General features: G+C 50.9%; 28 protein-coding genes and 2 pseudogenes. 24 read left to right on the top strand and 6 right to left on the bottom strand.

The annotated features are described in order from the left end of the window. Positions 1-131: 131 nt before the first annotated feature. Positions 132-872: an SDR family oxidoreductase gene (locus HF650_RS01950; protein WP_187800957.1), complete on the bottom strand. Its 741-nt coding sequence runs from the start codon at positions 870-872 to the stop codon at positions 132-134. 141 nt (positions 873-1013) lie between these two features. On the opposite strand from HF650_RS01950, the gene HF650_RS01955 reads away from it, so the two are divergent. Together HF650_RS01955 and HF650_RS01960 are read left to right on the top strand one after the other, a co-directional pair. Continuing rightward, complete coding sequence (locus HF650_RS01955; protein WP_187800958.1) at positions 1014-1463, top strand: NUDIX domain-containing protein; 450 nt, start codon at positions 1014-1016, stop codon at positions 1461-1463. 380 nt (positions 1464-1843) lie between these two features. Continuing rightward, on the top strand, positions 1844-2131 hold the full coding sequence (locus HF650_RS01960; RefSeq protein WP_187800959.1) for a SymE family type I addiction module toxin: 288 nt from the start codon (positions 1844-1846) through the stop codon (positions 2129-2131). 79 nt (positions 2132-2210) lie between these two features. On the opposite strand, the gene HF650_RS01965 is transcribed toward HF650_RS01960, so the two are convergent. The 3 genes from HF650_RS01965 to HF650_RS25550 all read right to left on the bottom strand — a co-directional run bounded on the left by HF650_RS01965 (position 2211) and on the right by HF650_RS25550 (position 3893). After that, entirely contained in the window at positions 2211-3119 is a 909-nt protein-coding gene (locus tag HF650_RS01965; RefSeq protein WP_187800960.1) for a nucleotidyl transferase AbiEii/AbiGii toxin family protein, read from the bottom strand. Beyond that, positions 3109-3648 (bottom strand): type IV toxin-antitoxin system AbiEi family antitoxin domain-containing protein, encoded by a 540-nt coding sequence (locus HF650_RS01970; protein WP_187800961.1) that lies wholly within the window; start codon positions 3646-3648, stop codon positions 3109-3111. The genes HF650_RS01965 and HF650_RS01970 overlap by 11 nt, the downstream gene beginning before the upstream one ends. 92 nt (positions 3649-3740) lie before the next feature. Further along, complete coding sequence (locus HF650_RS25550; protein ID WP_187800962.1) at positions 3741-3893, bottom strand: hypothetical protein; 153 nt, start codon at positions 3891-3893, stop codon at positions 3741-3743. A gap of 20 nt (positions 3894-3913) precedes the next feature. Between HF650_RS25550 and HF650_RS25555 the strand changes: the two genes are divergently transcribed. From HF650_RS25555 to HF650_RS02005, 7 genes are all read left to right on the top strand, one after another. Further along, positions 3914-4186 (top strand): RHS domain-containing protein, encoded by a 273-nt coding sequence (locus HF650_RS25555; protein ID WP_346014247.1) that lies wholly within the window; start codon positions 3914-3916, stop codon positions 4184-4186. Between the two features lie 22 nt (positions 4187-4208). Further along, positions 4209-4535 (top strand): RHS repeat-associated core domain-containing protein, encoded by a 327-nt coding sequence (locus HF650_RS25560; RefSeq protein ID WP_346014248.1) that lies wholly within the window; start codon positions 4209-4211, stop codon positions 4533-4535. Between the two features lie 169 nt (positions 4536-4704). Continuing rightward, on the top strand, positions 4705-5295 hold the full coding sequence (locus HF650_RS01985; protein ID WP_187800963.1) for a DUF1629 domain-containing protein: 591 nt from the start codon (positions 4705-4707) through the stop codon (positions 5293-5295). Between the two features lie 184 nt (positions 5296-5479). Further along, positions 5480-5836: a hypothetical protein gene (locus HF650_RS01990; protein ID WP_187800964.1), complete on the top strand. Its 357-nt coding sequence runs from the start codon at positions 5480-5482 to the stop codon at positions 5834-5836. Positions 5837-6076: 240 nt separating this feature from the next. Continuing rightward, entirely contained in the window at positions 6077-6622 is a 546-nt protein-coding gene (locus tag HF650_RS01995; protein ID WP_187800965.1) for an SMI1/KNR4 family protein, read from the top strand. 851 nt (positions 6623-7473) lie between these two features. Then, positions 7474-7794 carry a hypothetical protein gene (locus tag HF650_RS02000; RefSeq protein ID WP_187800966.1) on the top strand — a complete coding sequence of 107 codons (321 nt, stop codon included), beginning with the start codon at positions 7474-7476 and terminating at the stop codon, positions 7792-7794. A gap of 130 nt (positions 7795-7924) precedes the next feature. Further along, complete coding sequence (locus HF650_RS02005; protein WP_223284263.1) at positions 7925-8377, top strand: SMI1/KNR4 family protein; 453 nt, start codon at positions 7925-7927, stop codon at positions 8375-8377. 277 nt (positions 8378-8654) lie between these two features. Here HF650_RS02005 and HF650_RS02010 read toward each other — a convergent pair whose 3' ends face one another. Continuing rightward, complete coding sequence (locus tag HF650_RS02010) at positions 8655-8972, bottom strand: hypothetical protein (protein ID WP_187800967.1); 318 nt, start codon at positions 8970-8972, stop codon at positions 8655-8657. Between the two features lie 574 nt (positions 8973-9546). On the opposite strand from HF650_RS02010, the gene HF650_RS02015 reads away from it, so the two are divergent. From HF650_RS02015 to HF650_RS02035, 5 genes and pseudogenes are all read left to right on the top strand, one after another. Further along, positions 9547-9879, top strand: a complete 333-nt coding sequence (locus tag HF650_RS02015) for a hypothetical protein (protein WP_187800968.1) — start codon at positions 9547-9549, stop codon at positions 9877-9879. Between the two features lie 345 nt (positions 9880-10224). After that, positions 10225-10587, top strand: a complete 363-nt coding sequence (locus HF650_RS02020; RefSeq protein ID WP_187800969.1) for a hypothetical protein — start codon at positions 10225-10227, stop codon at positions 10585-10587. A 299-nt stretch (positions 10588-10886) separates the two neighbouring features. Next, positions 10887-12540: pseudogene (locus HF650_RS02025) on the top strand (DUF6531 domain-containing protein); the annotation flags it as partial. A 205-nt stretch (positions 12541-12745) separates the two neighbouring features. After that, positions 12746-13087, top strand: a complete 342-nt coding sequence (locus HF650_RS02030) for a hypothetical protein (protein ID WP_187800970.1) — start codon at positions 12746-12748, stop codon at positions 13085-13087. A 152-nt stretch (positions 13088-13239) separates the two neighbouring features. Continuing rightward, the gene (locus HF650_RS02035) at positions 13240-13584 is read left to right on the top strand and encodes an RHS repeat-associated core domain-containing protein (RefSeq protein ID WP_249118859.1); all 345 of its coding nucleotides are present in this window, start codon (positions 13240-13242) and stop codon (positions 13582-13584) included. On the opposite strand, the pseudogene HF650_RS02040 reads toward HF650_RS02035, so the two are convergent. Further along, positions 13571-14117: pseudogene (locus HF650_RS02040) on the bottom strand (Arm DNA-binding domain-containing protein); the annotation flags it as partial. The gene HF650_RS02035 and the pseudogene HF650_RS02040 overlap by 14 nt on opposite strands. Before the next feature lie 299 nt (positions 14118-14416). Here HF650_RS02040 and HF650_RS02045 point away from each other — a divergent pair. The 10 genes from HF650_RS02045 (at position 14417) to HF650_RS02090 (ending at position 24897) form a co-directional block, all read left to right on the top strand. Further along, positions 14417-15292 (top strand): ParA family protein, encoded by an 876-nt coding sequence (locus tag HF650_RS02045; protein ID WP_187800971.1) that lies wholly within the window; start codon positions 14417-14419, stop codon positions 15290-15292. Further along, positions 15285-16655 carry an SPI-7-type island replicative DNA helicase gene (gene dnaB-PI, locus HF650_RS02050; RefSeq protein WP_187800972.1) on the top strand — a complete coding sequence of 457 codons (1371 nt, stop codon included), beginning with the start codon at positions 15285-15287 and terminating at the stop codon, positions 16653-16655. Before HF650_RS02045 ends, dnaB-PI begins: the two co-directional genes overlap by 8 nt. Continuing rightward, positions 16652-18322, top strand: coding sequence for a ParB family protein (locus tag HF650_RS02055; protein ID WP_187800973.1), 1671 nt, complete (start codon positions 16652-16654; stop codon positions 18320-18322). The genes dnaB-PI and HF650_RS02055 overlap by 4 nt, the downstream gene beginning before the upstream one ends. After that, entirely contained in the window at positions 18315-19025 is a 711-nt protein-coding gene (locus HF650_RS02060) for a DUF2786 domain-containing protein (RefSeq protein WP_187800974.1), read from the top strand. The genes HF650_RS02055 and HF650_RS02060 overlap by 8 nt, the downstream gene beginning before the upstream one ends. Before the next feature lie 6 nt (positions 19026-19031). After that, on the top strand, positions 19032-19628 hold the full coding sequence (locus tag HF650_RS02065; protein WP_147199769.1) for a DUF2857 domain-containing protein: 597 nt from the start codon (positions 19032-19034) through the stop codon (positions 19626-19628). Then, a complete protein-coding gene (locus tag HF650_RS02070) occupies positions 19625-19873 on the top strand; it encodes a hypothetical protein (RefSeq protein WP_102891651.1) in 249 nt (82 codons plus the stop codon). Before HF650_RS02065 ends, HF650_RS02070 begins: the two co-directional genes overlap by 4 nt. 100 nt (positions 19874-19973) lie before the next feature. Then, positions 19974-21209, top strand: coding sequence for an STY4528 family pathogenicity island replication protein (locus HF650_RS02075; RefSeq protein WP_187800975.1), 1236 nt, complete (start codon positions 19974-19976; stop codon positions 21207-21209). Positions 21210-21590: 381 nt separating this feature from the next. Continuing rightward, the gene (locus HF650_RS02080; RefSeq protein WP_187800976.1) at positions 21591-22304 is read left to right on the top strand and encodes a PFL_4669 family integrating conjugative element protein; all 714 of its coding nucleotides are present in this window, start codon (positions 21591-21593) and stop codon (positions 22302-22304) included. A gap of 1 nt (position 22305) precedes the next feature. Then, the gene (locus HF650_RS02085; RefSeq protein ID WP_187800977.1) at positions 22306-22860 is read left to right on the top strand and encodes a hypothetical protein; all 555 of its coding nucleotides are present in this window, start codon (positions 22306-22308) and stop codon (positions 22858-22860) included. A gap of 15 nt (positions 22861-22875) precedes the next feature. Next, positions 22876-24897 carry a DNA topoisomerase III gene (locus HF650_RS02090; RefSeq protein WP_187800978.1) on the top strand — a complete coding sequence of 674 codons (2022 nt, stop codon included), beginning with the start codon at positions 22876-22878 and terminating at the stop codon, positions 24895-24897. Positions 24898-25058: the final 161 nt, after the last annotated feature.

Consider the following 25058-nt stretch of genomic DNA (forward strand, 5'->3'; position numbering starts at 1 on the left):
TCGGTAACAGGGAAAAGAGACTATCGGCTGAAAAGGGGGAAAAGACAAATGGTCGAGAAGGGGTGACGATGATGAAAAAATCCGCCTTAGCAGCGGATTCAGGTTTTCAGCACGTTAAGGCACTTATCGAATCAGTAATGCACCAGCCCACCATCCACCGCGTACTGGCTGCCAGTGACGTATGACGCATCATCCGAGAGCAAAAAGAGCGCGACGGCGGCGGCTTCCTGTGCAGTGCCTGCGCGTCTGAGCGGTACCTGGCTTACGACAAAATCCTCGAACTGCTGGCGCGACTCTTCGGGCATAAAGTGCCTGAAGTTAGTCTCAATCGGCCCCGGCACCAGCGTGTTGGCGCGGATAACTCGCGGTGCCAGCGCGCTGGCCCAGCTCTTGACCATCGCGACCACTGCGCCTTTGGTGGCGGCATAAAGGCTGGTCATCGCCGCGCCTTCGTAGACAGAAGAGGAGGCGGTGACCAGCACTGACGCGCCGGAATTTAATGTTCCAGAAAGCGCCGCCAGCTGGAGCATCGGGCCGCGCACATTGGCATTCATCATGCGGTTAAAGCTCTCGGCGGTGACCGATTCCGGTGCGCCGACTTCGGCATAACCGGCGTTTAGCCACAGGCCGTCGAGTGCGCCCCATTGGGCAATTGTTGCGGCCAGCGTCTCAATATCCGCTTCGCTGGCAGCATCGCTTTTCAGGATCAGCGATGAGGCGGGCAGTAGCTTGCGGGCCTCAGCCAGGCGCGTTTCGTTCAGCCCGGTGATCGCGACCTCGCCACCCTCGCTGACGATGCGTTGTGCACCCGCCAGCCCCATCCCGCTGGTGCCGCCGGTGATCAGCACGCGTTTGCCTTCAAATCTGCTCATAAATAGCCCCTGTTGGTTCCTGAAATGGATGTCTACCTTACGCAACCGCGCCAGCCGTTTCGAGACGAAAAATGGTAGTTCCATTTCTGCGGTGAATGGCTGTATAAAAAATCAGTACTTCTATTATGAGATCACGACACGATGAGCAGAGAGCGCTACCACCTTTCGATTGCCCTGTTTGTGCTGCTATTGCGCGGAGATGACCTCCTGATGCTTAGGCGATCGCAGACCGGCTGGATGGATGGGAATTATAGTTTGCCCGCAGGTGGCCTTGAGTTGGGTGAAACCCTTGCAGCTGCTGCCGCCAGAGAGCTACGGGAGGAAACCGGCGTTGAAGCGGCTGCTGACGATATGCAGCTGGCGCATACCATGCATGTGTGGACAGAAGATCGCTCCTGGCTGGGGCACTATTTTATCTGCCGCCAGTGGTGCGGTACGCCTTTCCTCGCCGAGCCGGAAAAACACAGTGAGATGGGCTGGCAAAACCTTGCGGCCTTGCCGGAGCAGACCATTCCTTATGTGCGCCAGGCGCTGGAGGCTATCAGAACTGGTCAACCTTACTCGGAGTATGGCTGGGAGAGCCGCCAGTGATGCGATGAGTCGCCGTCTGCCAGTGTAAATGCTCAATGGGTCAACATGCTTTTTGCGAGGCAAATTCCGGAATAACGCTTTGTTTTGCAGGAAGAAGTAAAACCGCTTGTCGGTTTAGGGCTTCAGCGCTATTTTTCACCGGCACCTGCAAAATCAGGTGCCGGGATTGGTCTCCTGAAACCCTTACTGTCGACATATGACGCGTATTGCGTCTTCTTTATGTCGCGCGTACGGTTACGCCTCAATGGCGGGCCGGACGGGGGCGTCGCAAGACGCGCCGGTGTCCAGTAAGGCCGGTAAGACCAACTCCGTCCGGTCCGCCGCCATAAGATTGGTCTCTTAGGTGGTGGCGCAAATTTCACTTACTGGAGGCTGCCCTTATGGCTACAACCCCTACCCAGACTCATCCATCCCCCAAAACCGAACGCCGCTACACCGTCGGCTATGCCCCCAATCAGGGCGATACCAGCACGCCTTGCCTCAACCTGAGCGGCAAATGGCTGAAAGAGGCCGGATTTACCACCGGCAAAGGCGTCACCGTGAAAATCGCCGGAGAGTGCATTGTGCTGATCCCTGATAACGACAATGAGCATGCCCTGCGGCAGGAGTTAAAGCAGATGAGGCAGGCGGTAAAAGCGGTGAAAGAAGGGGTGTTGAGCGCGCTTTGAACTGGATTAGCTGGCTTAAAATGCCAACCCGTTTTCAGGCGGGTTGGCAAATATAGTCCGTGTTTGCCTGACATGGCTTTCAATACTCTGGCGTGGATCTGCCGTGGAATTCACGCTCAACCTGTTGCAATAATCCAGCGATCTCCGTCGTTAAAAAGAGGGAAAACTTCTCTTTATGCAGCGTGCGCTCCTGCACGTCATATGGAATAAAACGCGCCATTTCGTTACGGAAAGCATCGCCTTTGATGATCTCAGGTAAACGTTCCAGCATAGCAGTCAGCTTTTCCGGATAGTTCTCCACGGAATAGTCGGCCACTTTATTACGTATCCATTCAATACGTACCTTCGCACCCTGCTGTTTCAGCCAGCGTAGATCCCAGATATCGCGGTGGCGAACATAGCGCTGAGTATTCACTAGTGAAACTAACTTATCGGCCATAATTTCATCCAGCGTTTCGGTCAGAACCAGCGTGTCGGAATAGCCGTCAGGCAGAAAATCGTAGTTTGCCACTAATGCTTTGGGCTCCCGTGAATAGGAAGGAATATTCGCTACTTCGATTTTGATGCGCTGCCTGGGGAGATCTCTGCGTTCCGGCGCAGTGGTAATGGAAACCTGCCACTTATCAACATTCAGACCTGCGTAGGCGGGCTCATCTTTTAGCTCCGCCGGTTCTTTAACCGAGACCTCAAAGCCATAGCGGCCACCAATATAGTGTTCCAGGCAACTTTTCATATCCTGCAGGCGTTTACTGTTGAAGCCGACGCCTCCCGAAAAGTCTAAATCCTCGCTAAAACGTGGCGCGCCATAGCACAGGCGCAGCGAAGTTCCGCCCTGAAACGTAAGTTGATCCAGCAGCCCGTTATCATCAAGGCAAAAAAGAATATCGTAATGCAGCAGTTCTTTCTCAATGACCGGACGCATATGCGCGCGTCCTGGGATCTGCATGGCAAGCTCAGTGAGCTGGTTAAAATTAGCTTTATTCGGCATACGATAGCGCTCCCTCATCTACCAAATGGACATTTCGGCCCACGCGCTTTAAGTCCCGCAAAGCACGCTCGGGTTTAGCAATTTTCAATGGACGGTTGGTCTGAACCACATCGGCAAGAATATCCTCTTGGCGGCGCTTGGTATGCGTGAATTCAATGGTGCCGAAGGGGGTAGGGTAGGTGCCTTTCCTGCCTGTTGTCATGACGGTCAGTCTGTCGATGGGGATCTGCGAAATGATGCCGTATTCGCTCAGGGCTGACTCAAGGCTGACGTAGTTGTACTCACCGCGACGTAAAGCTCTGGCGATATGCTCAATGGCCCGGCTGTCGCGACTATAGGCAAGATTAAAGAGGTAGATACCCCGTGCCGGGCGAAGCAAAATCTCTTCTTTTACAAGGCGATTTAATCCTGCCTGAAGCGCTTTAGGACTATCTTCGGCAAAAATTTTGGTGAGATCGGCCAGGGTAAAGACGTAACGCCCCTGTTTATCCCATTTCATCATCTTTTGCAGAGCGGTTGTGCGATTCATAAGTGGACGTAAGAGCCATATTTATGTGGATTTCGTGTCCATATAAATATAGTGAAAGTCTAAGTGAACGTCAAAACCATAAACTTGTGGGTTTAACGTCTACTTAATTGAGTAAGAGAAAAGAAATGCTTCTCTTCTAAAACCTCGGTTATAACGCGCTTGGCAGGCGCATCCGCAAGTCGGTCACCACCGGCCAAGACACCAGTGAAACGCATGTTTTCTGGCAGAGCTACCACCTGCTGCATGAGCAGCACCAGGACGGGCAGTGCAGCAGTTTATTTATGATCCGAACGAAGCCTGGGGCCAGCTGGCACGGGTTGACGATCTGCGTGAGGAGAGGGCTGGGGAGATATTCTGGTTCAGTATCGATCTGAACGGCGCGCCGCTGGAAGTGACAGATACTGAAGGCAACCTCGGCTGGAGCGGGCAGTGCGGCAGCTTCGGCGAGTTGCGCCACCAGATCGACGGCCTCACGCGGCTGGCTAAGGACACCGCGCTGGCGCATCAGCCTTGCGCTATGCCGGACAGTATTCCATAGCGAAACCGGGCCGCATTACAATATGTTCCGCTACTATGCCTCTCGTATCGCGCATTTCACTGTCCAGGACCTGATCGGGCTGGCAGGGAGCATTAACTTATATCAATATGCGCCTGATACTCTCTTATGGGTTGATCCTCTTGGTCTGACGGCAACCGATGAGTATGGGAAAATGCCAGTTGTGGCGGGTTATCAGAAGTATCACAATATTCCTCAGCCTATGGCACATCACCCTGCTATAGTAAATTCCATTTATGTTATTAATACTAGCCGGAATACCACCCACCTTCCGTCTTATAAAACACTGTTAAAGCTGAACCAGGACGAAAGTTTACCGAGGAAAGCATAATAAAGCTTACGATGATCTTGTCCGGGGGCTGTAAGATGCAATATATGCAAACATTGCGAGTCCTGAAATTAACAGGTTGAAAAGCGAGTTATTGTCAGATGATGTAGGTAATAAGTTAAGAAACAAAAAAATCAAGTTAATCAACGCCTGTTGAAAAGGGGTGAAAAAAATGAGTTATATAATTTCAACTGAAGAGAATACATATAACATAGTTGATTATCTTCATGATATATCGACAGATTTCTCGTTATTCAATGAAGGTATTAGTCTTGATGGTCTTGACTGCACTTTGAAATATAAAGCCAAGAATAAAACCAGCTTTAATAAAATAAAAAATTGTCACATGCTATCTACAACTGGGCCAGACTTGGTTAGCCGGCAACTCAGAAATGTTCTCGAAAGTGAAATACCAACGGAAGTTGAATTTTTTGACGCTGAAATAACGTATGGAAACGAGATGTTAGATGGCTTTAGTGTGATAAATCCAATAGTAAAGATAGATTGCTGCGACATGAATAAAAGCGAATATGAATTGACTAACTTCGATCCAAATTATCCAACTTATATGTTTTTATATACAGTGGTGTTAGATGATATGCCCGATGGAGCTAATATTGTTAGGTGCAATGAACAGCCAAATTTAATTGTAATCAGTGATAAAGTAAAATCGGCTATATTGAACGCTGGCTTGAAGGGTATCAAATTCTACCGCGCGCTTGATCAGACGTATGGCAACAGAACTATATGTGAGACAAGTTAAATAGATTAGTAATTGAACTCACTGTAAAGACTAAAGTAAGTATAGAGTTACTTGCCAGAGATACGTTTTAACTGGAGGCAATGTATTCAGATATAATAATTAGGCTTGATCTTAAATAAAAATATATTGTATCCTTAAAAATAAAGTGAAAATATATCTGTAGGCTTAAATGTCAGGTATTGAAATGAAAAAAGATGAGTTAATAGTTACCGCGTTGCTGTCTGAACTGTTAGGCCATACGCTGCCATATTATATTAGTAACTTAACTGATTCTGCTAAATTAGCTGGAGATGATGATCCTTACTCCAGAGCAAGATGTGCACTCAGAAAACTATCAACAGCAGATCAAGAAAAAATTTTTAATTTCCTTAAAGTAGTAATTGTAGACACCGCCTCATCTGTCCTTGGAACACTCGATGGTACATATTTCCCCTCAAATATACAGGGGGATTTTACTCTTGAATATGAAGGTGATGAGATACAAGGCTCATTACAGGATGAATTAATATCAAAAGCAGAAGAGATGGGCGTCTATAAATAGTAATATGATAAAGTTTAATTATATATGGCATCACTTTATCTTATTTCTGGCGGATGTTTCGCTCATATGGCCGCGTTGTGGTTTTTATTTTTCAGTGCAAATGGGGTAGATGGTACTCAAAGCAGGAAAAAGGACTTACACCGTATCATTGAGCACAAAGAAAATAATTCTCGTCCCGAGAGACCTTTATGGCAATGTGCCACATATAGGCTCACTATCAGATATGAGGAGAAGCGGAAGATGCTAAGAAAATTAGAAAGCTTCGGAGCCGTACCAGCATCCTTATCCAGTAATGTCTTGAGGCAAAACGTCCATATGCTTGAGGGAGCCACGACTAAACTCCCTGCCAACTATAGAAAGTTTTTGCTGCATTTTGGTGCATCTGTTCTGTTCAATATGACGGTTGTTTTCAGGGCACGACAAGCATCGCCCTGGGCAGATAGCAAAGGCTTTGATTCACTTGAGTCCTTATATGGGCTTTGTAAAGGTCGTAATCAATGTACGGTTTTTGAAGCCTTAGAGACCTACCGGGAAGATTTGCATGGCCAATGGCTTCCTATAGGCGCTTCGGCGGGGGATAACCAGATTTGTGTTTGCCTTAAAGGAGCCCTGTTTGGGCAGGTCTGGTACTGGGATCACGAGGCCGATCCTATCTTCAATGATATGGAAGTTGTTTCTGGCATGACCAGGGTAGCAAATACTTTTGAGGAATTTATTGGATTGCTTGAATTACGTTCTGAAGAAGTAGATACCGCAGGTGTGGTTAAAGTTGATCTGGATTTTTAACGCTTCTCAAAATAGCTATCCGTACCTACGTTTTTATTGGTGATTATTAACGCTTGTGAGGCCCGATTGCTGGCTTCTTAATTACGTTGATCTCGCCAGGCAGCACGACGTAGTTATCTCTGGATGAAGATGCAACAGGCGATTGGCATCGCCCCGGTATGGGACATCCGGGTAAGAGCAAATTTCCTATCGGATGTCCTGGTGATAAAATCATGCATAAAGTGAGTGATATAGCTACAGAGTCTGAGCTGACATTTCAGTGGGAATTGATGGGGAAACAGTAACTAACGGGACTTGTGATGGTATCGTAGTAGCGTTTTTCAGGTAAAAACGGTGATATTGTGTCAGGTTTTCTAAAAAATATGCCCATGACTCTCGAAGTTTCAATTAGTTAATTTATTTAAGTAATCTTATGGGCTTATTTGCTAATTTAATTATTAAAAAATTAACTGGTCACGATTAATGATCACACGGATAATAATTTTCTAAGTTAAGTATATTTATGAACCGTTGATAACGGAGTTTATCAATTTTTAAGGATTAATTCCATTCGCTTAATCTAATAAGAATAGCCATTTCTAGTGGGTTCGGGACATTGAAATCGCAGTATGCAGGCGGCGAAACCAGCCGACACTGTAAGTATTTTGAGCGTTCGCCAATTAAGTAGCTTTAATGACTGCATCTGTAACAGACGGTGAGCCCGGAGATCAACGTCTTACTCTCAACTTATGCATTTGCAAAATAGTAATGGATGTTATTAAGTAAACTCCTGGAGCGACTACCATGTTGCTTTTTTAGGTAGCTCTTCATCTATATTCAGATGCACAACTTAACTAAACCCAGGAGAAAGCATGCCATTGATCTCGATTAGAGAATTACTCTTAAATCCGCAAAAAAATCCGGAAGGCTGGCTTTTCCTGCCGCCAGATAGCGAAAAGTGGTCGTTAGAGACGCAAGGCGTTTTCTCTTCTGATAGCAGCGATGACGAACCGGGGGCGGACAACCATCTTCCGGCTCAGGTTAAGCAAGAGAGGTGGATTGAATCTCTGGATAATTCCACTATCGAAGATATAGTCTGTAACGCTCAGGAACAACTCGGTACTCCAGGCGAAGATAGACTTTTTCAGGCATTCAAATTCTATTTCGATAATGATGCTTTTATACAATTTTGAAGGCCTTCAATGTCCTCATCATCCATCTTGAGTACAGGTATGCTTAAACTGTGTATAGCGCCATTGGGATCTACTTTTCCTGCAAGTGAACTTTGTGGCGTGAAAATGGTGGTTGCAACAGGTAAAGAATATGTACACACCTTTAAAAGGTGCCTACAAACCCACCGGAGAACTTCTAATGTACCTTTCAGATTCTGAGAAACCACTGACTTCAGATGACATAAGGAAATTTAATGAGCTCTTTAACAATAAACTTCCGGAATCTTTTAAAAACTTTTATCTCAAAAATAACGGTGGCTATCCTCTGAATTACGAAGATGGAAACATTTTTATGTTGGGTGGGTTTGTACCAATTACCTATGGAAAACTTCCTATTGAAAGGCTGTATTATGACCTTTTCGAGTCATTTGTAGAAATAAAAGATATGTTGCCTTTTGCTTATGACTATGGAGGGAATTCTTTTCTGCTCTCTTTGAAAGAAGATGATTCTTTCGGAGAGGTTTTTGTTTTTTTGATGGATGAAAAGGAAATTGTATTTATATCTGATTCATTTTCTGAATTTTTGGAGGAGTTGTTTGCTTGAGCTCGGAGATAAAGGGAAATAGAGTATGGATATCATAGTCAAGTTCTCCACGTCTGAGGTTTTACAGGGTTTTCATATCAAAAAATACTTCACAACTAAAAGGAAGGGTGATTATGACATCTCATCTACCTTATCATTCACCCCAAACGTAGAGCATGAATGTCCTTCCTGTGGCGCTGATGGATTTGTATTGTAAGAGCCGTGCGAGACTGACAAGGTCGTTTCGCGCTGGAGCATTTGGATAAAATCGTTTGTGATCTAATGCCGGGCGCTCTGGCTAAGAACTGATGCGCTGCGTTTGAAAACGCCACGCTTTGTACGTGATAACCGGAGGCTGAAAGAACCAGGCGATTAGCGATACTATAACCAGCGAAACGCCTCCGGAAATGATGTTGTGCCTTGCAGCAAAGGCGATTAAAGCGATAAAGACCACCGTTGCCACAAGTGTGATGCCCATAACAACCCTGAAACGGTTGCTAAGCTCCATCACAACGCGCTGCAGTGATGATCCGTATCGATCAATGTTCTTTTTGAGATAGCTTAATTCCCTTGTAGTGAAACCTGATTCAATAAGCTCTTTTTCAAACTCAATCATGAGCGCTCCTGCTGCCAAGACATTAATATGTTTTATCTTACCTCGAAGGAAACAGCCTGAAAATCCATGCATATCTGAGCCAGTGCATCATAGGTATCGCGCCACCGAAACGATCAAACGCAACGTATCTTTGCTGACAGCATGCTTCCGTTTTTCCATACCGATGCTACGTTAATTAGAGCATGCTTTCTAAGTAAATTCGCAACCCTAAAGTATAAAAGTCACAAATACGTCTACCGAATTTTAATCAGATACGCTTTTTTCCATTCTATTCTGGTTTGGTGCACTGCTGTTGGGGTAAGCTTCGGCCAGCAGCATTTAAAAAAGCATTTGTCTAATAGTTACGTATCAAAGTTTCTGCATAATGCGTAAGTTGAACACGCAATTTTTGCCAACCTCAATTTCACGCAAGCATAAAGTCGGGAACTGTACCACCCTTTAAAAAATTCATGTTGATCGATTAAAACTGGCATGCTTCACACGGTAAGATATTCTTCTGACATCGTCTCTCATCTATCGTAAGATCGGAGGCATAAACTTAACGTTGAGTAAATCAAGTCCTGGGGAGAAAAGTATGGTAGAAGAAAAAGAGAAAGTATTACATCTAAGTCAGGGAGAAATAGTGGCTTTAAAAAAAGCAATTATGTACTTGAAGTTTTCATGTGAAGAAACAGAGTCGTTGATGTATGCAGGAAGTCCCCTAATCAACTCTGCTTTTTCTAAAATTATTGAGGTCGATGATTTGGGATGGGCGGCAAAAGAATTTTATAGTAAACCCCATGAAATAAATGAGGAGTTTATCTTACGCAAATTAACGATGATGGAAAAGGAGAGTGGCAGACCACTTGATGACGCCAATATGGAGCAGGTATTTAGTGAATGCCTTTATCCATTTGCAAAAAAATGAGGAGTATAAAAAGCTGGTGTTTACAGGTGCTCATTTTTTTATAAATTTAGATATATAAAGTCTGAAACCAGCTTTTACTACAACCTTTCCCGCGACATTGACCCGCAGACCGGGCGTGCAGTGTATCGTTCAGGATCCTATTGGTGGAGCGGAATGAGCTAAAAATTTATACTTACCTTTTAACCTACCGGGGCACAACGGCTGTATGACTTGAACTGCCAGATAAATCACTATTACGTACTTATACACAACTACATGATAAATATGGAAAATATTGGCTCTTAGTAGTAATATTGTTGATTCGGAATTTCCTACAGCTGATACAGAAGCAGGTTGTTGCATTTTATGGAAATCAAAAATATTGAAACCGCTGATTGTCGTGTGCTCAGTACATCTATAAGCACTAATGAGATTAGAATAAAATTCGAATCAATTTATGATATTTCAATAAAGCAGTTCATAAAGGACGTTGATCTTGTGATTTATGATTGGTGCAGTTTTGAAGCAAAACTTTATATTACCAATGCACCCGGGGAGTCATTTGTAGGAATAAATCTAACCACCGATAAGCTGGAGTTTTTTAGTTTGATCCAGAATATTGAAATCAATGAAGATGATTTATTACTGCAAGGCTTTAGCAGGGAGTCAGGTAATTGGTTAGAGTACCGCTTCAAGAGTGGAGGGGTTTATTTTCAAACGGCCTGCTGATACTTCTCATTCGTATCATTAGATAAAAATTGAGCCAAACGAGATCAGTAAAAAATTAATATTAACTGTGTAGTTTGAATAAATTCCTCGATGGTGATTAGTACACTCCTGCACCCGTCAGGGATTATCAGCGCCGGGAAAGCATTCCTACGAAAAGGCGCTTTATGAAGAACAGACTGTCAGCATTCTTCACGAGCATGAAGCCGGGGTTGAAGTTCCGCAAGCATGCTAGCCCGGATGCTACTTTATGCATCTGGCGCAGGGAACCTCGTGGCGTGAATGGGGTGGAGGTGTAGCGCGCCATTGCTACCGACAGCATGGTGGACTGCGATGACGACGGCTCCCAGCAGATGGCGGAAGGTTCGTCGCGCGTGTACATCAACGGGCGCCCGGCAGCCCGCCTTGAGGACCGTACCACCTGCGATGCGAAGGTGATGACTGGCTCCGGCAACGTCCGTATTGGTGGCGACCCGGAGCAGACCCTGTCAATTACCCCGAAAGTCCCCGAAGCGCTGTACAAGATTTCAGACCTGACCCTGCTGTTTGCCGGGCTGGCGTGCGGCTGGGGTGGCGCGGTCGGTAAGGTCGGCGCGGTGGGTAAGCTGTTGTCGAAACTGCCGGGTATCAGCAAAATCGGCCGCATCGCCTGCCGCTTCGGCGCGATGCTGACCGCCATCGCGGCGGGGGGAATTATCGCCCGCCCGGTGGATATCATCAGCGGGCAGAAGTTCCTCAGCGGTGGCGACGAGCTGGACTTTGTGCTGGCGTCACGCCTGCCGGTGCGCTGGCAGCGCTACTGGCGCAGCGGCAGGCCCACAGAGAGCGTGCTGGGCCGCGGCTGGAATCTGTTCTGGGAGACACGCCTTGAGCGCTACCAGGACGGTCTGGTCTGGCGCGCGCCCTCCGGGGATTACGTCTCCTTTCCTCTTGTACCAAAGGGCATGCGTACTTATTGCGAAACGGAAAAGCGCTGGCTGGAGCATCATCAGGACGGTTCCTGGTCGGTGTACGACATCAGCGGCGAGCGCTGGCATTACGCACCCTTACAGGAAGACAAGCCTTCCCTGTTGCAGCGTCTCTCCGGGCCGTGCGGCAACGATTACCGATGCAACCGGCGGAGTGGTGCGCCTGGTGTGGAACCGCCAGGGATTACTGACGCAGCGTACCGACTGCTCCGGCAGTATCACCCGCTTCACCTATGACCGCTTCGGTCAGCTAACCAGCAGCGAGGATGCGGAAGGCCATATCACGCGCCGTGAGTAGAATGCTGCCGGGCAACTGACGGCGGTTATTCACCCGGACGGCAGCCGGGAAACATTGCAGTGGAACGCGCGCGGCCAGCTTGCCGCCTGGCGCGACCCGCTGGAAAGTGAGGTGCGCTGGCACTACAACCTGCTCGGCCTGCCGGTGAGCCTCACCGACCGCATCGGGCGCACCCGCCGCTGGCATTATGACCCGCGCGGTAACCTGCTGAAACTGGAGAACGGTAACGGCGGGGAGTACCGCTTCACGTATGACGAGACCGGACACCCGACGAGCGAAACCCGCCCGGACGACACGTCGCGCCGGATGGCGTGGGATGCGCGGGGATTCCTCACCACGCTTGAAGAGAACGGCAGACCTGCCGCCGATGGCGGTATCGCCCGCCGGTGGCAACAGTTCAGCCATGACGACAGCGGCCTGCTGACCGGGCGCACCACCCGGCATGCGGAGTACCGCTTCACACATGACCTGAACGGCCAGGTCACCCGCATCCGCCGCACCCCGACCGCCGAAGGTGTTGCGCTGGGCATTGAGTCTGATGAAATTGCTTTCGCGCGTGATGCGGCGGGCCGCCAGGTCAGTGAGGCAGGTGTTAATGGTGAACTTAGCTACGAATGGGATGTTCTCGGCAACCTGACGAACCTCACCCTGTCCGGTGAACAAAAACTCTCCTGGCTATTTCAAGGAGCTGAAATTTATAAAATAACCAGCAAAGTTAAAATTGGAGATGTAACCTTTAAGAAAGGCGACTATTTTTATCTGGATAATTTACACAAAGATCATTACGAAACGTTTTCATCTTTAGATAAATCTAAAGGTGTTTTCAATATTGATGGGTCATATAATGAAAGGAAATCCCTCAAAGCGGCAAAACGAAAAGGGCCTGGGTGTTAATATGAATGAAAAATTAAAGATTGAGCTTCTTAAAAATAAAGATGACTTAATTGAGGGTACTTTCTGCTATCAATTATTTGAAGATAGAATGTTTAATGAAAATCTAATGGTGGCATTAATAAATGGCGCTGGTGATTTTCTCAAGGAAAATAGTAGGGATAATGAAGTTAAGGATCTATTGACATGGGTTGTGAGGGGAGTGGATCAATGCTTTTTATCAAATAGTGATGATGACGATTTGTATACTATAAAGAACTATAACGTTGGCATGGAAGAAAAATGGCGCAACGATTGGAAACTCTTAATTGTTAAATTGACAAAAAATAGCTTGTCATCTTTATGAAAAAATAAGTAAAAAAGAATTTCAATGATGGGTTCTATATCAAGGTAGCTAAAGGGGTCCTCATTAAAATTACTCATTAAGTAAAGAAGTGATAGGCGCAGCGTTGTTGTACGGTCAATATAAAAGGGCAAAAGAGAACTCCTTTTGAAATCTTGCTGCATTACAATCTGTTCCGCTGCTACGGCCCGCAGACCGGGCGCTTCACCGTCCAGGATCCGATAGGGTTAAGGGGCGGGATAAATTTATATCAATATGCTCCTAATCCGCTAAATTATATTGATCCACTTGGATTAAATAAAAATACTTGTAGCGGAACAACTCGTGTGCGGCATTATACTAATCGTAAAGGTTCAAATGCGATTTCTGAAAGTGGCGTAATTAAGGCTCATGATAATGGCCGCGTGTATTTAGAGCGTGCTAACAAAAAACCTTTAAGTCAAATTGAAGTCGAAGATAAATATCAAATCAAACCTGGGCGTGGCCGGGATTATATTTGATAAAGCCTTGCTGCACCGCGTAGCGCATGATTTTCGTCAGATACTGACGCACGCGCCCGGCACCATCATGAACACCCTTGCTATCAATAGACTGCACAAGCTGCGCCAGATGCCGGGTTTCTATCTTCGCAACATCCATTGGGGCGATATCATCAGAAAAGATATAGCGATTCAGGCAGGAGAGAATTTTATCTGCATGACTCTCCGACCAGAGTTTCAGGCTGCTGGTGTGCCATGCAGTAGCGATATGCTTAAAGGTGCGCAGTGCGTTTTTCTCATTTTCGCGGGAGGGAAAGGGATGCGCCTGAAGAGAGCAGCTTGCGTGCAGCATCGCGTTTTTCACGGGCTTCTGCCAGTGAGGTCTGAGGCCAGGGGCCAAAGGCCAGACGGTTTTCTTTGCCCTTTAAGCGATAGCGTAAATACCATAACTTAGCGCCGCTGGATGAAACCAGCAGGTACAGGCCAAGTGCATCAGAAATTTTATAGGATTTTTCGCGAGGTTTCGCTGAGCGGATGCGGGAATCAGTTAACATAAGGGCCACTCCGTTCGTCGAACTGAATGACCCGCAATCTGACCCCATTTTTTCCGGATACCGGGGGATAAATCAAAACGTATCCGAAAGAGTTTTTACCCTAACTTACTGAATCACAACAATATAGAGATTCATAAGGAAGCATAAAAAAAGAAAAGTGGTGCCCGGACTCGGAATCGAACCAAGGACACGGGGATTTTCAATCCCATTGCCGAAATGTTAAAGATTTAGCCTCTTTGTTATAAAGATGTGGTTATTCATTTGGGCATACATCCAACACCTTGATTTGGATGTGCAAAATGAAAATACTTCCCGTTATCTCTCCCAAAGGTGGAGAAGGCAAATCCACGTTTGCTGCTTACCTTGCTGGCTTTATTGCTGATGCCGGCCTGAACACCTTACTTGTCGATGCGGACTACTCCCAGCCCACAGCCAGCAGTATCTTTGCGCTGGAGCATGAAGCGCCTTTCGGCCTGTATGAGCTGCTGATGCAGATGGTCAGTGACCACACACAGTGCATTTCACAGACCGCCATAAAAAATCTTGATGTCATCTACTCCAATGACCCGGACGAGCTGTTGCCGACGGCGATGCTCCATGCTGCTGATGGTCGTCTGAGACTGCGTAATATACTTCAGCATCCTTTCTTTAGCCGTTACGACGCCATTATTGTGGATTCAAAAGGCGCAACAGGCGTCATGACCGAACTGTCTCTCCTGTCATCGTCCGGGAACGTGATGGGGGTGGTAAAACCCATTCTGCCGGACGTCCGCGAATTTATCCGCGGTTCCCTCCATATGCTTACCCGCCTGAAAACGTATGAAAATTACGGTATCCGCCTCCCGGATATTTCCATTCTCGTCAACTGCATCGAAAACACCCTGCTGGACCGTGAAGCGATGGACGGCCTTGCCGCCATCATCAATGGAAAACATTACGATGCCACTGCGCTGGGCAACCGGGACGTTTATCGCCTGCTCGACACCCGTATCGAGGCGCTGGATATTTTCAAGCTCGGGCACGTCAAGCAGCAGCCCGTGCATCGTCTGGAATACAAAACGCGGCGCAAAGGCACGGCCGCAGCCGTCACCATGCATGACCTCGCCTGTGAACTTTTCCCGGAGTGGCAGAGCCATTTCAGTGACGTTCTGACCCGGGAGGTGCGCCATGTCTGAGATGATGATGCCCTGCTCTTATGAGGCAGAGCAGGCCGTGCTCGGCGGACTGATGCTTGATAACGACCGGTGGGATGAGGTGATACTGCAAATCTCCCCGGAAGATTTGTTTTCCCGGCCGCACCGCATGGTCTTCCGGGTAATGGCTGAACTCGCCGGCGAGGGGCTGCCGCTCGATCTCATTACCATCACTGAGCGCCTGGAAACCCGGGGTGACCTGGTTCATTGCGGTGGTTTCGCCTATCTGGCTGAAATGAGTAAAAACACGCCGTCTGCCGCCAATATCCTGGCTTACGCCGGGGTGGTGGCGGAGAAAAGCCGCTTGCGGCAGCTCATGACAGTAGGTAACAGCCTTCTTTCCGATGTGCAGGCCCCGAAAGCCAACTCGGCGGGTATCCTGGAGTCGGCCGAAGGTAAGCTGTTCAACATTGCTGAACAGGGCGCCATGCAGCTCAACAGTGAGACCGGTGTTAACGAGGCGCTGGGTAAGCTGCTGACGCAGCTGGAAAGCATGACCGCCAGCGACGGCCTCACCGGGACACCGACCGGATTCAGTGAGCTGGATGCGATGACCTGTGGTCTGCAGCCCGGTGACCTGGCGCTTCTGGCTGCACGCCCGTCAATGGGTAAAACCTCCCTGGCGATGGCGTCCTGCACCGCGGCCGTAAGAGGAAAACCTGACGATTTCGTCTTTGTGTTCAGCCTTGAAATGCCCGCAGAGCAGCTGATGATGCGCCTGCTGGCGATGGAAGGCCGGGTGGAGCTGAGCCGGCTTCGCAGCGGCAATATGGATGATGAAGACTGGGCCCGTGTGTCTGAGGCCACCGGTCGCATTATTGAATGGCAAAACCGCCTCATTATCGATGACACCAGTTACCAGACCCCGGCCACACTGCGCGCCCGCGCCCGGCGTTATGTCCGCAAATACGGCCGTCCCTCTCTCATCATGCTGGATTATCTGCAGCTTGTCCGTTCACCTGAGCAGGAGAACCGGACCCAGGAAATCTCAGAAATTTCCCGCTCGCTCAAGGCGCTTGGCAAGGAGCTGGGCTGCCCGGTACTGGCGCTTTCCCAGCTTAACCGCCAGGTGGAGCAGCGGCCCGATAAACGCCCCAACAATGGTGACCTGCGTGACTCCGGGGCGCTGGAGCAGGATGCGGACCTCATCATGTTTATTTACCGGGATGAGGTTTACAACCCCACGACCCCTGATACCGGGGTGGCTGAAATCATTGTCGGTAAACAGCGCCAGGGGCCAACCGGCACGGTGAAAATTAAGTTTGACGGGCGTTATACGCTGTTTTCGGCCTTTCAGGAAGGCAGCTATGACTTCGGTTATCACAGCGGGAGGAAAGAGGCATGAGCCGTAAACGTTCTGATGTGGGGGCGGCCATGCTGCAGCCCGGACGCCAGTCGCAGGCAGCCGGCAATATCAGCGTCATGCCGGCAGCTGAAATGCCCATGGTGCTGACGCTCGACCAGTTAAGCCCCAACCCTGATAATCCGCGGACGTCACGCAACCCGCGCTATGACGATATCAAGGCGTCCATCCGCTCGCGCGGGCTGGACACCGTGCCCAAGGTGACCCGGGATCCGGATGGTGAACCCGATATCTACATTTTCAGCGACGGCGGGAATACCCGCTATCAGATCCTGTCCGAGCTGTGGCAGGAGACCGGCGAAGACCGGTTTTTCCGCGTCCACGTGCTGTTCAAACCGTGGCCGGGACGGCTGCAGTGCGTTATCGGCCATCTGGCAGAGAATGAGGTGCGCGGGGACCTGAGCTTTATTGAAAAGGCGAAGGGTATCCACAGCGCCCGCGCTATCTATGAAGAGCAGCTGGGAAAAACGGTTTCATTGCGCCAGTTGTCCGAGCTGCTGACCCGGGAAGGCCTGCCGGTTCATAATTCAACCATCAGCCGCATGGAAGACGCGCTGAAATACCTTTATCCGTGGATCCCTGACCTGCTGGAGTCCGGGCTCGGCAGGCCGCAGGTGGCGGCCCTGCTGGCGCTACGGCATGATGCGGAACGCGTGTGGGATGCGTTTTGCCTGCTTTCAGACACAGGCGAAAAATCCTTCAGCGACGTTTTTGGTCAGTGTTGTGCCCGCTTCAACTCGCCGGAACTGTGGTCTCAGGAGATGTTTCGCGATGAATTTATTGGTGATTTACTGCAGGCGTTACCCCATCCGGAACTGGACTATGACCGCTGGATGATGGAGCTTGACCCCAAAGAACGCAACCGCCGGCATCACTTTGGTGACCCGGAGCCGGTTGCCCTGCCCGCCGCAGACAAGCCTGAACCCGCCCTGCCTGCCACCGTGTCAGATGAGGATGACGGCGTACCGCTGCCTGTTACCGCTTCACGTCCTGAGGTCCCGGCTGCAACGCCCGTTCCGGGCAATGCGTCATCGCCTTCTGAAACACCAGTTAATGACACCCCCCGGCATGAGGTTCAGCCGGATATGTACGGTGCCGCGCCGGTCATTTCAGGTGAGGGCGGGGAGGTCAGCGGGCTGGTTACTTTCTCTGAAGGACATGGAGAAGAGGACAACAGTGAAGACGGCCTGCTTTCCCTGCTGACACCTGAGCCTGAAGTGGTCACCCGGGATGATGCGCCGCTCATTAATGACAGCCTCTGGCATGTGCCGGCCCATCAGGACGATATCGAACACCTGCAGAATACCGCTTTTCGTCTGGCATGGGAGCTGGGGGAAGTCCTGGGTTGTGAAGATGAAATTTTGCCGCAACGCGACAGCGATATATCCGCCGGTTACGGCGCGGCAGGTGAGGTGTGTTCTGAGGCGGCCGCATTCCTGCTGGGCCTGACCGGCGATGCGCCTGCAGTGCATCCGGCAGCCGGTGTCTGTGACCTGGCGGTGCTTTTCACCGGCGGGCCGGGGGAGCGTGAAACCCCCGCGCTCAGCGATGATGATGCCATGAAGTTGCTGCGCCTGATGCGTGTGATGCGCCGTCTGCGGGAGCTGCAGCGCGGCGTGACGCCTGAAGAGGAGAAGACTGATGAATAACCCACAGCGACAGCTGCGGCTGCTGAACCTGGTCAGAAAGCTGCTGGAGCTGGGCCGCAGCAACAGCAATCCCCATGAGGCCGGGCTGGCACTACAGCGGGCACAAAAGCTGATGTCACGGTATGGCATCACCGAACTTGATGCCGGCCTGTCATCCGTCCGGGAAGTCTCTTCCTGCACGGCCCCGTCAGAGGCTGAAAAAATCCCGGAATGGATGGTGAGCATGGTGTGGGGTGTCTGTCATGCCTTTGGCTGCCGCGCGTATTACTCATGGCGTCAGACATCTGCCGGGTCTCGCCGCGCCGTGACCTTTTACGGGTTCAGTGAAAAACCGGAGATAGCGGCGTATGCCTTTGATGTGCTGACGCGCCAGCTCAAGGATGCCACAACGTCTTATCTCCGAACCCAGAACAGGCGTCTTAAGCTGGCCACGCGCCGGGCGAGAGCGGAACAGTTTCGCGACGGCTGGGTATGCGGGGTGCGTGAGGTGATATCGGCGACTGACCTCAGCCGCGAAGAGCAGCAGGTGATGAGCCACTGGCTGGAAAGCCGCAGTATGAAAACAGTCATAACCCGTGAACTGAAAGCGTGTCGCGGGGCAGATACAGCACGTTATCAGGGGTACGAGGCCGGGCAGAATGCCCGTCTTCATCAGGGTGTCAGCGGCCGGAGTCCGGCAGCCATCGGTTACCGTGAGGATTAAGGGGGAATGATGAACAGTTTATCTCAGGCTGCGAACGGACTTCTGATGCAGCTGGTAATGGATCTCAGAAGTGGCTACCTGCGCCGCTGCGAATCACTGGGGCTCAACCGGGAAGAAATGCAGATGCTGCAGGGGCTCTCGCTTGAAGAACTGCACTACCTTTCCGGCAGTGAGGTGTCGATCATCAGTGTGGGCATCAATCACGGCAATCTGGTGCGCATGCTGCAGCAGGCCCGGACGGAACAGAAACGCCTTCAGCGCATCGACCGGGCGCTGGCGCTGGGCGGCTCCATTGAGCTGATGGCGCATTATTTCGGACTGTCGAGCACGGACGTGGCGGCCCGCCGGCGTATTGCCGGTATCGATGTCCGGCCGGGGCGCGGTAATGCACTCGGTGATGATGATAATGCTGCGCTCTGGCGACAGTGGCAGAAGTCAGGTGTTGACGATGCGGAAAGTGCTGACGGGCTGGACGTGATGATGCTGGCTGCAGAACAGATGAACGTCTCGCTGACGTCGGTCTGGCACGCCGTTCGCGGCTGGCACCGTACCCGGGAGATGCAGACGCCTCCTGCCCGGGCGGCGGTAAGGAAAACGGCATGAAATACAGGGTGGTTGCACCGGGTCTGCGTGCCCCACACGGTACGCCGCCACAGTGCTGTCAGAAGGCGTTACGCCAGGTTCGCCGCTTCCGTCAGGGGGCGCGTAATTACACCCGGCTTGATGAAAAGGGGTGTGGTTACTACAAAATCGATCTGGGTCCGTTCTGGCGGCTGCTGAGCCGCAACGAAGGCCGGACGTGGCTTCTTCTCAGCCACGAACGCTATAACAGCGCCATACGGAAATAGCGGCATGCCAGTCTGTTTACCCTGCACCCGTACGCGGGTGCAGTACTAAGCATACTGACAGAACAGAACGGCTGCGAGGGTGGCCAGAAAAGGAAGAATAATGACTCTGCCTGCAGAAAGCCTGATAGCTTACACGCTGGACAAGATGAATGCCCGTCTTGCGGCCAATCCCCGGCGGGACGAGGGACGGATACGTAATGGCCTGCTGTTTACCGGCAATGTGCATGATGCCATTCCCCGCCGGCTGTTGCTCGATACGCGCCTGTCCCCGCTGGACAAGATGGGCTGGATGATGATCCGCCTGTATGCACAGAATAATGAAGGGGCGGTTTTCCCGAGCTATGACGAACTCCAGCTTCAGCTTGCCTCGCCCGGAAAAGGAAAGGCTTCAAGGGAGACGGTCAGCCGCGTCCTGCTGATGCTGCGAATAACCGGCTGGCTCAGTCTCTGCAAACGCGTGCGGGATGATAAAGGGCGGGTGCGGGGGAATATTTACGCCCAGCATGATGAGCCGCTGTCCTTCAGCGATGCGGAAGCGCTCGATCCCCGTTTTCTGGACACAGTGGCAGACGCCTGCCTGAGTAAAAACCGCACCGTCAGCCAGACCGCCCGTGACGTTCTTGACGATATCAAAAATGACCCCACCATGCGTCATTACCGCAGCCATCTTGCGCTGATCGAATCGCGCCTTGGCCATCCACAGACAGCCAGCCAGATGGCTAAACGTCACAGCCGGATACCCCATCCTGCACCGGGTTCGGAATCCGGACTCAGTCAGAGCCGGCAAGAAAATGCCGCCGGAAAACCGGGTTCGGAAACTGAACTCAGTACTGAATCGTATGGAAATCCACTGAGTTCGGAATCCGTACTGCCAGTAAAATCAGGTAGTTATGACCGGGTTCGGAAACCGAACCCTTACGTACGTAGTATCACACACAGTGTGAATAAAAATACGTACGTACCGGGCCAATCTGTGCTGCCTGACAGCCTGAAGGAACTTATTCCGGCAGAAGATCTTGCCATGCTGACCGCCCAGTTGCACGCACTGCCCGAGGAGCAGGCGGAACTGGTGCTGCTCAGCCTGCATAAAGTGATGGCACGCCAGCGGCTCAGTAATCCGGTGGGCTGGTTGCTGGCCGTGATGAAAAAGGCCCGTGAGGGCAGGTTGTATGCGCCCCGTCAGGCTGATGATCTGCCTGAGCATGCAGGACATAAACCTGCCCGGCGTCCTGAACAGCAGCTGTGGAAGCCAGAACAACGCACCTCTGCCCGCCCGGTATCAGAGGAAAATATCCGTAATCTGGTCAGGGATATTCGCAGTAAGCTAAAAAGCTGAGCGGTAACAAAAAACTACCTGTTGCAGAAGCGGCAAAAAAACGCACAGTGCTGCCAGTGGCAGCAGTGACTAAAAAACGCACAGTGCTGCCAGTGGCAGCAGTGGCTAAAAACCGTACAGTGCTGCCAGTGGCAGCAGTGACTAAAAACTGTACAGTACCGCCAGTAGCCGCACTGTGTAAAAAATATACATCGCTACCGTTGGCTGTATCTAACTGGTCACCAAAGTCATGTTTTGGTTACTTTTGACCAATGTTTTCACCTCTCTCAATCAAGAATTCACTTCTTTACGGATCTGGTTTCTTGTTGTCCGGAACATCTTACCTGAAGAGTATCAGTGCCTCGGGTCGAACCTGACCGGGATCTAACAGGAGATGGCTGTATGACTACAGAAAATGAAACGCGAAGCGATAAAGCGGGAGGACTCACCTCCTCCCTGAAAATCGAGATCCACTCAAATTATGCTATCCGTCTCTGGGAAGGTCGCCAGCAATCCCAGTCAAAGGCGGGGGAAAAGAAAGGACGGCATGCCATTATGAGCATGCCACAGGCGATCAAGCGCTCAGGCGTCATCTATCAGGACTCTATTGAAGATAATCCGTGGGCAGATGAGGCGATGTATAAAGTTGAGATGCTTTTGAATGCAGCTGGCGAGCATATCCAGCAACGGGTTGAAGAGCTTGAAGTCATATTGAAGTCTGTTCCCCCCGCGGTATCATTTTCCGATATTGTTTCCACATCACCTCTTAATATAGGCGTGTTCAGCCGCTCCCCGCTGGGTTACAGATGTGTCTGGGTACTCGTCGGCTATGATCAGATGGCGCTCAAAGCATTTCAGGCTGCCCATTATGGTCTTATTTCCCGCACCCAGCGTGATGAACTACTGAGTCATGGTGCTCACCTCATTCGTAAAGTATATGGCGTTTTGCGACTGTACCGGACCGTCAAAGTAAATCGTTCTGACATTGTAGCCCAAACGCCTGCCTCACTTCAGGCCAAAGAAAAGCTGGGATCACCCGATCCTGAAATCTTCTCCGGCAAGAAGCGTTCTTCTTTTTCTCCTCCTTTACGGAAACCCCTGCCAGAGGAAAAATAATATGATCCGCTTATTGTTTCTTCCTGCCGCCTTCTTTTTATTAAGCGGGTGCGCAACAACGGACTGGGCTGCGATTAATAAACAGGTCAGTGACACAGCTGCAAACCTGACCAGGACTCTGGGTGGCAGCAGCAGTGGTGAGAGTGGCAGCATGCCGCTGATGAGCCCGGCGGGGCAACAGGCCATGCAGTCCGTCGATAAAACGTTCTCTGTGCCGGTCGATGTGGATACCGCAGCGGCCCGCCTGAAGCGGCATTACAAATTTATCTCCACGCAGGAGCTTGAGGCACTGCGGCAGGCTTCAAATGACGGTGACTGGAAAGCGGCGGCTGAAGATGATGCACATCCGGTCTGGGATGCCATGCCGGGCAGCTACTACAAAATGGGTTCAGACTGGAACGGACGTGATCACCTGGATATCGAAATCGAGAAAAACGGGTCCGGCAGCAGGCTGTATGTCGTCTATCGCTCATCGTCATCACAGCGTCTGGCCGGTTCCGGCGTCACGAAGCTGATGAATGATGTCCGCGCGGTTGCGGCAGGTGAAAAACGCTGATGCGGGAGGCACTATATGCAACTCTTTCTGTGTGAAAAACCCTCCCAGGCAAAAGATATTGCACGCGTGCTGGGCATCAGCAAGCGGGAGCAGGGCTTTATCAGCGGCGGTGATACCGTGGTGACCTGGGCTATTGGCCACCTGCTCGAAACGGCCAGCCCTGAAGCTTATGGTGAGCAGTATGGCAGGCCGTGGCGTGCCGATGTTCTGCCTGTACTGCCTGAAGCCTGGAAAATGGTCGTCAAGGAGCAGACAAAATCGCAGTTCACCGTTATCAGTAAGCTCCTTAAAAAGGCATCTGAGGTGGTCATCGCCACCGATGCCGACCGTGAGGGAGAAGTTATCGCGCGTGAGCTGCTGGAATACTGCCGCTACAGTGGCGCGGTGCGACGGCTCTGGTTATCAGCTCTGGATGAGGCCAGTGTGAAGGAAGCACTGAGCAGTATTCTTCCGGGAGAAAAAACAGCCCTGCTGTATGATGCCGGCAAGGGCCGGAGCCAGGCTGACTGGCTCATCGGCATGAACCTGACCCGCCTCTATACCCTCAAGGCCCGTGACTCAGGGGTGTCAGAAGTGCTGTCCGTCGGGCGGGTACAGACGCCGACGCTTGCCATGGTGGTTAACCGGGATAATGAAATCACGTCCTTCGTGCCAAAGCCCTGGTGGCAGGTACATGCGCTTATTGAAAAAGAGGGCGTCCGGTTCCGGGCAGGCTGGGTGCCCGTTGAGCAGTACTGTGATGAGGAAAAGCGTTGCATCAATCCCCAGGCTGCCCGGGCGGTGGGGCAGCTGTGTCATCAGCAGGGCAGGGCTGCGGTACTGGAAGTGACACAGAAGCGGGAGAAAACGGCGGCCCCCCTCTGTTTTGACCTCGGCACCCTTCAGCAGGTCTGTTCCCGAAAATTCGGCATGGGCGCAAATGATGTGCTCGCCATTGCCCAGTCCCTTTATGAAACCCACAAAGCGACCACCTACCCCCGGACAGACTGCGGTTTTCTGCCAACCTCCATGCAGCAGGAAATACCCGACGTGCTGGCAGCAGTGGCGAAATCCGATCCGGCTGTGGCCCCGGTACTGAATCAGCTGGACAGGCAGTTTGTCTCGCGTGTCTGGAATGACAAGAAAATCACCGCGCACCATGCCATCATTCCCACCCGGCAGGCATTTGATTTGTCGCGCCTCAGCGCCGATGAGCTGAAGGTCTACCAGCTGATTCGCCAGCATTATTTCGCCCAGTTCCTTCCGCTGCAGGAATCTGACGTAACGGAGGCGTCTTTCAATATCGGTGGCCAGCTGTTCCGTACACGCGGGAAAGTCGGTGTGGTGACAGGCTGGAAGTCATTGTTCCAGGCTGAAAAAGATGACGATGAAGAGGAAGCCGACGGGGACAGTATGGCGCTGCCGGCGCTGGCAAAAGGGGATATCTGCGCGGTCACCGGTGCTGAGGTTAAGGATATGAAAACCAGTCCGCCCAAACCGTTCACGGAGGGGACGCTGATTGCGGCCATGAAGAACGCGGCCATTTTCGTCAGTGACCCGAAGCTGAAGAAAGTGCTGCGTGATAACGCCGGTCTGGGCACTGAGGCGACGCGTGCGGGCGTGCTGGAAACGCTCTTCAAACGCCACTATCTGGAGAAAAAAGGGAAGCACATCCACTCAACGCAGATGGCCCGTGAACTGATTGCGGCGCTGCCGGATACGCTGACGAGTCCGGGTATGACAGCCCTGTGGGAGCAGGCACTGGATGATATTTCTCAGGGGAAAATGTCGCTTGCAGTCTTCATGCAAAAGCAACTGCAGTGGACACGTCATCTTGTCGAAAAAGGCCACCAGGACAGTGTGAAAATCACTGCTCCCGTCACACCTCCCTGCCCGCTGTGCAAGGGGCCCACGCGTAAACGTAAGGGTAAAAAAGGGGATTTCTGGAGTTGTGCGCGTTACCCGGACTGCAAGGGTATTATTAACACCAACGGGAAAAAGACCACAAAGCGTAAAAAAGCAGCAACAGGGACAAAAACCGAATCATCAACTCCGTGAAGAGTTATTTCACTGTACAACACCGGGCCGGGTTCTGCTAATGTGACTACGCTTCGATATGTACTCCCTTGCCGGAGGCAGCCAGATTAACTTTAACGGGATTGATCTGGCAACCGGCACGACAGTTTGCCATCGCACATCTGGCAGGAACTGTAAGACGC

This window comes from Kosakonia sp. SMBL-WEM22 (assembly GCF_014490785.1).
GTDB lineage: Bacteria > Pseudomonadota > Gammaproteobacteria > Enterobacterales > Enterobacteriaceae > Kosakonia.

Excerpts from the sequence above, each read along its gene's own strand:
- HF650_RS01950 (WP_187800957.1), bottom strand. The coding sequence starts at position 872 with ATGAGCAGATTTGAAGGCAAACGCGTGCTGATCACCGGCGGCACCAGC.
- HF650_RS01955 (WP_187800958.1), top strand. The coding sequence starts at position 1,014 with ATGAGCAGAGAGCGCTACCACCTTTCGATTGCCCTGTTTGTGCTGCTA.
- HF650_RS01960 (WP_187800959.1), top strand. The coding sequence starts at position 1,844 with ATGGCTACAACCCCTACCCAGACTCATCCATCCCCCAAAACCGAACGC.
- HF650_RS01965 (WP_187800960.1), bottom strand. The coding sequence starts at position 3,119 with ATGCCGAATAAAGCTAATTTTAACCAGCTCACTGAGCTTGCCATGCAG.
- HF650_RS01970 (WP_187800961.1), bottom strand. The coding sequence starts at position 3,648 with ATGAATCGCACAACCGCTCTGCAAAAGATGATGAAATGGGATAAACAG.
- HF650_RS25550 (WP_187800962.1), bottom strand. The coding sequence starts at position 3,893 with ATGCAGCAGGTGGTAGCTCTGCCAGAAAACATGCGTTTCACTGGTGTC.
- HF650_RS25560 (WP_346014248.1), top strand. The coding sequence starts at position 4,209 with ATGTTCCGCTACTATGCCTCTCGTATCGCGCATTTCACTGTCCAGGAC.
- HF650_RS01985 (WP_187800963.1), top strand. The coding sequence starts at position 4,705 with ATGAGTTATATAATTTCAACTGAAGAGAATACATATAACATAGTTGAT.
- HF650_RS01990 (WP_187800964.1), top strand. The coding sequence starts at position 5,480 with ATGAAAAAAGATGAGTTAATAGTTACCGCGTTGCTGTCTGAACTGTTA.
- HF650_RS01995 (WP_187800965.1), top strand. The coding sequence starts at position 6,077 with ATGCTAAGAAAATTAGAAAGCTTCGGAGCCGTACCAGCATCCTTATCC.
- HF650_RS02000 (WP_187800966.1), top strand. The coding sequence starts at position 7,474 with ATGCCATTGATCTCGATTAGAGAATTACTCTTAAATCCGCAAAAAAAT.
- HF650_RS02005 (WP_223284263.1), top strand. The coding sequence starts at position 7,925 with ATGTACACACCTTTAAAAGGTGCCTACAAACCCACCGGAGAACTTCTA.
- HF650_RS02010 (WP_187800967.1), bottom strand. The coding sequence starts at position 8,972 with ATGATTGAGTTTGAAAAAGAGCTTATTGAATCAGGTTTCACTACAAGG.
- HF650_RS02015 (WP_187800968.1), top strand. The coding sequence starts at position 9,547 with ATGGTAGAAGAAAAAGAGAAAGTATTACATCTAAGTCAGGGAGAAATA.
- HF650_RS02020 (WP_187800969.1), top strand. The coding sequence starts at position 10,225 with ATGGAAATCAAAAATATTGAAACCGCTGATTGTCGTGTGCTCAGTACA.
- HF650_RS02030 (WP_187800970.1), top strand. The coding sequence starts at position 12,746 with ATGAATGAAAAATTAAAGATTGAGCTTCTTAAAAATAAAGATGACTTA.
- HF650_RS02045 (WP_187800971.1), top strand. The coding sequence starts at position 14,417 with ATGAAAATACTTCCCGTTATCTCTCCCAAAGGTGGAGAAGGCAAATCC.
- dnaB-PI (WP_187800972.1), top strand. The coding sequence starts at position 15,285 with ATGTCTGAGATGATGATGCCCTGCTCTTATGAGGCAGAGCAGGCCGTG.
- HF650_RS02055 (WP_187800973.1), top strand. The coding sequence starts at position 16,652 with ATGAGCCGTAAACGTTCTGATGTGGGGGCGGCCATGCTGCAGCCCGGA.
- HF650_RS02060 (WP_187800974.1), top strand. The coding sequence starts at position 18,315 with ATGAATAACCCACAGCGACAGCTGCGGCTGCTGAACCTGGTCAGAAAG.
- HF650_RS02065 (WP_147199769.1), top strand. The coding sequence starts at position 19,032 with ATGATGAACAGTTTATCTCAGGCTGCGAACGGACTTCTGATGCAGCTG.
- HF650_RS02070 (WP_102891651.1), top strand. The coding sequence starts at position 19,625 with ATGAAATACAGGGTGGTTGCACCGGGTCTGCGTGCCCCACACGGTACG.
- HF650_RS02075 (WP_187800975.1), top strand. The coding sequence starts at position 19,974 with ATGACTCTGCCTGCAGAAAGCCTGATAGCTTACACGCTGGACAAGATG.
- HF650_RS02080 (WP_187800976.1), top strand. The coding sequence starts at position 21,591 with ATGACTACAGAAAATGAAACGCGAAGCGATAAAGCGGGAGGACTCACC.
- HF650_RS02085 (WP_187800977.1), top strand. The coding sequence starts at position 22,306 with ATGATCCGCTTATTGTTTCTTCCTGCCGCCTTCTTTTTATTAAGCGGG.
- HF650_RS02090 (WP_187800978.1), top strand. The coding sequence starts at position 22,876 with ATGCAACTCTTTCTGTGTGAAAAACCCTCCCAGGCAAAAGATATTGCA.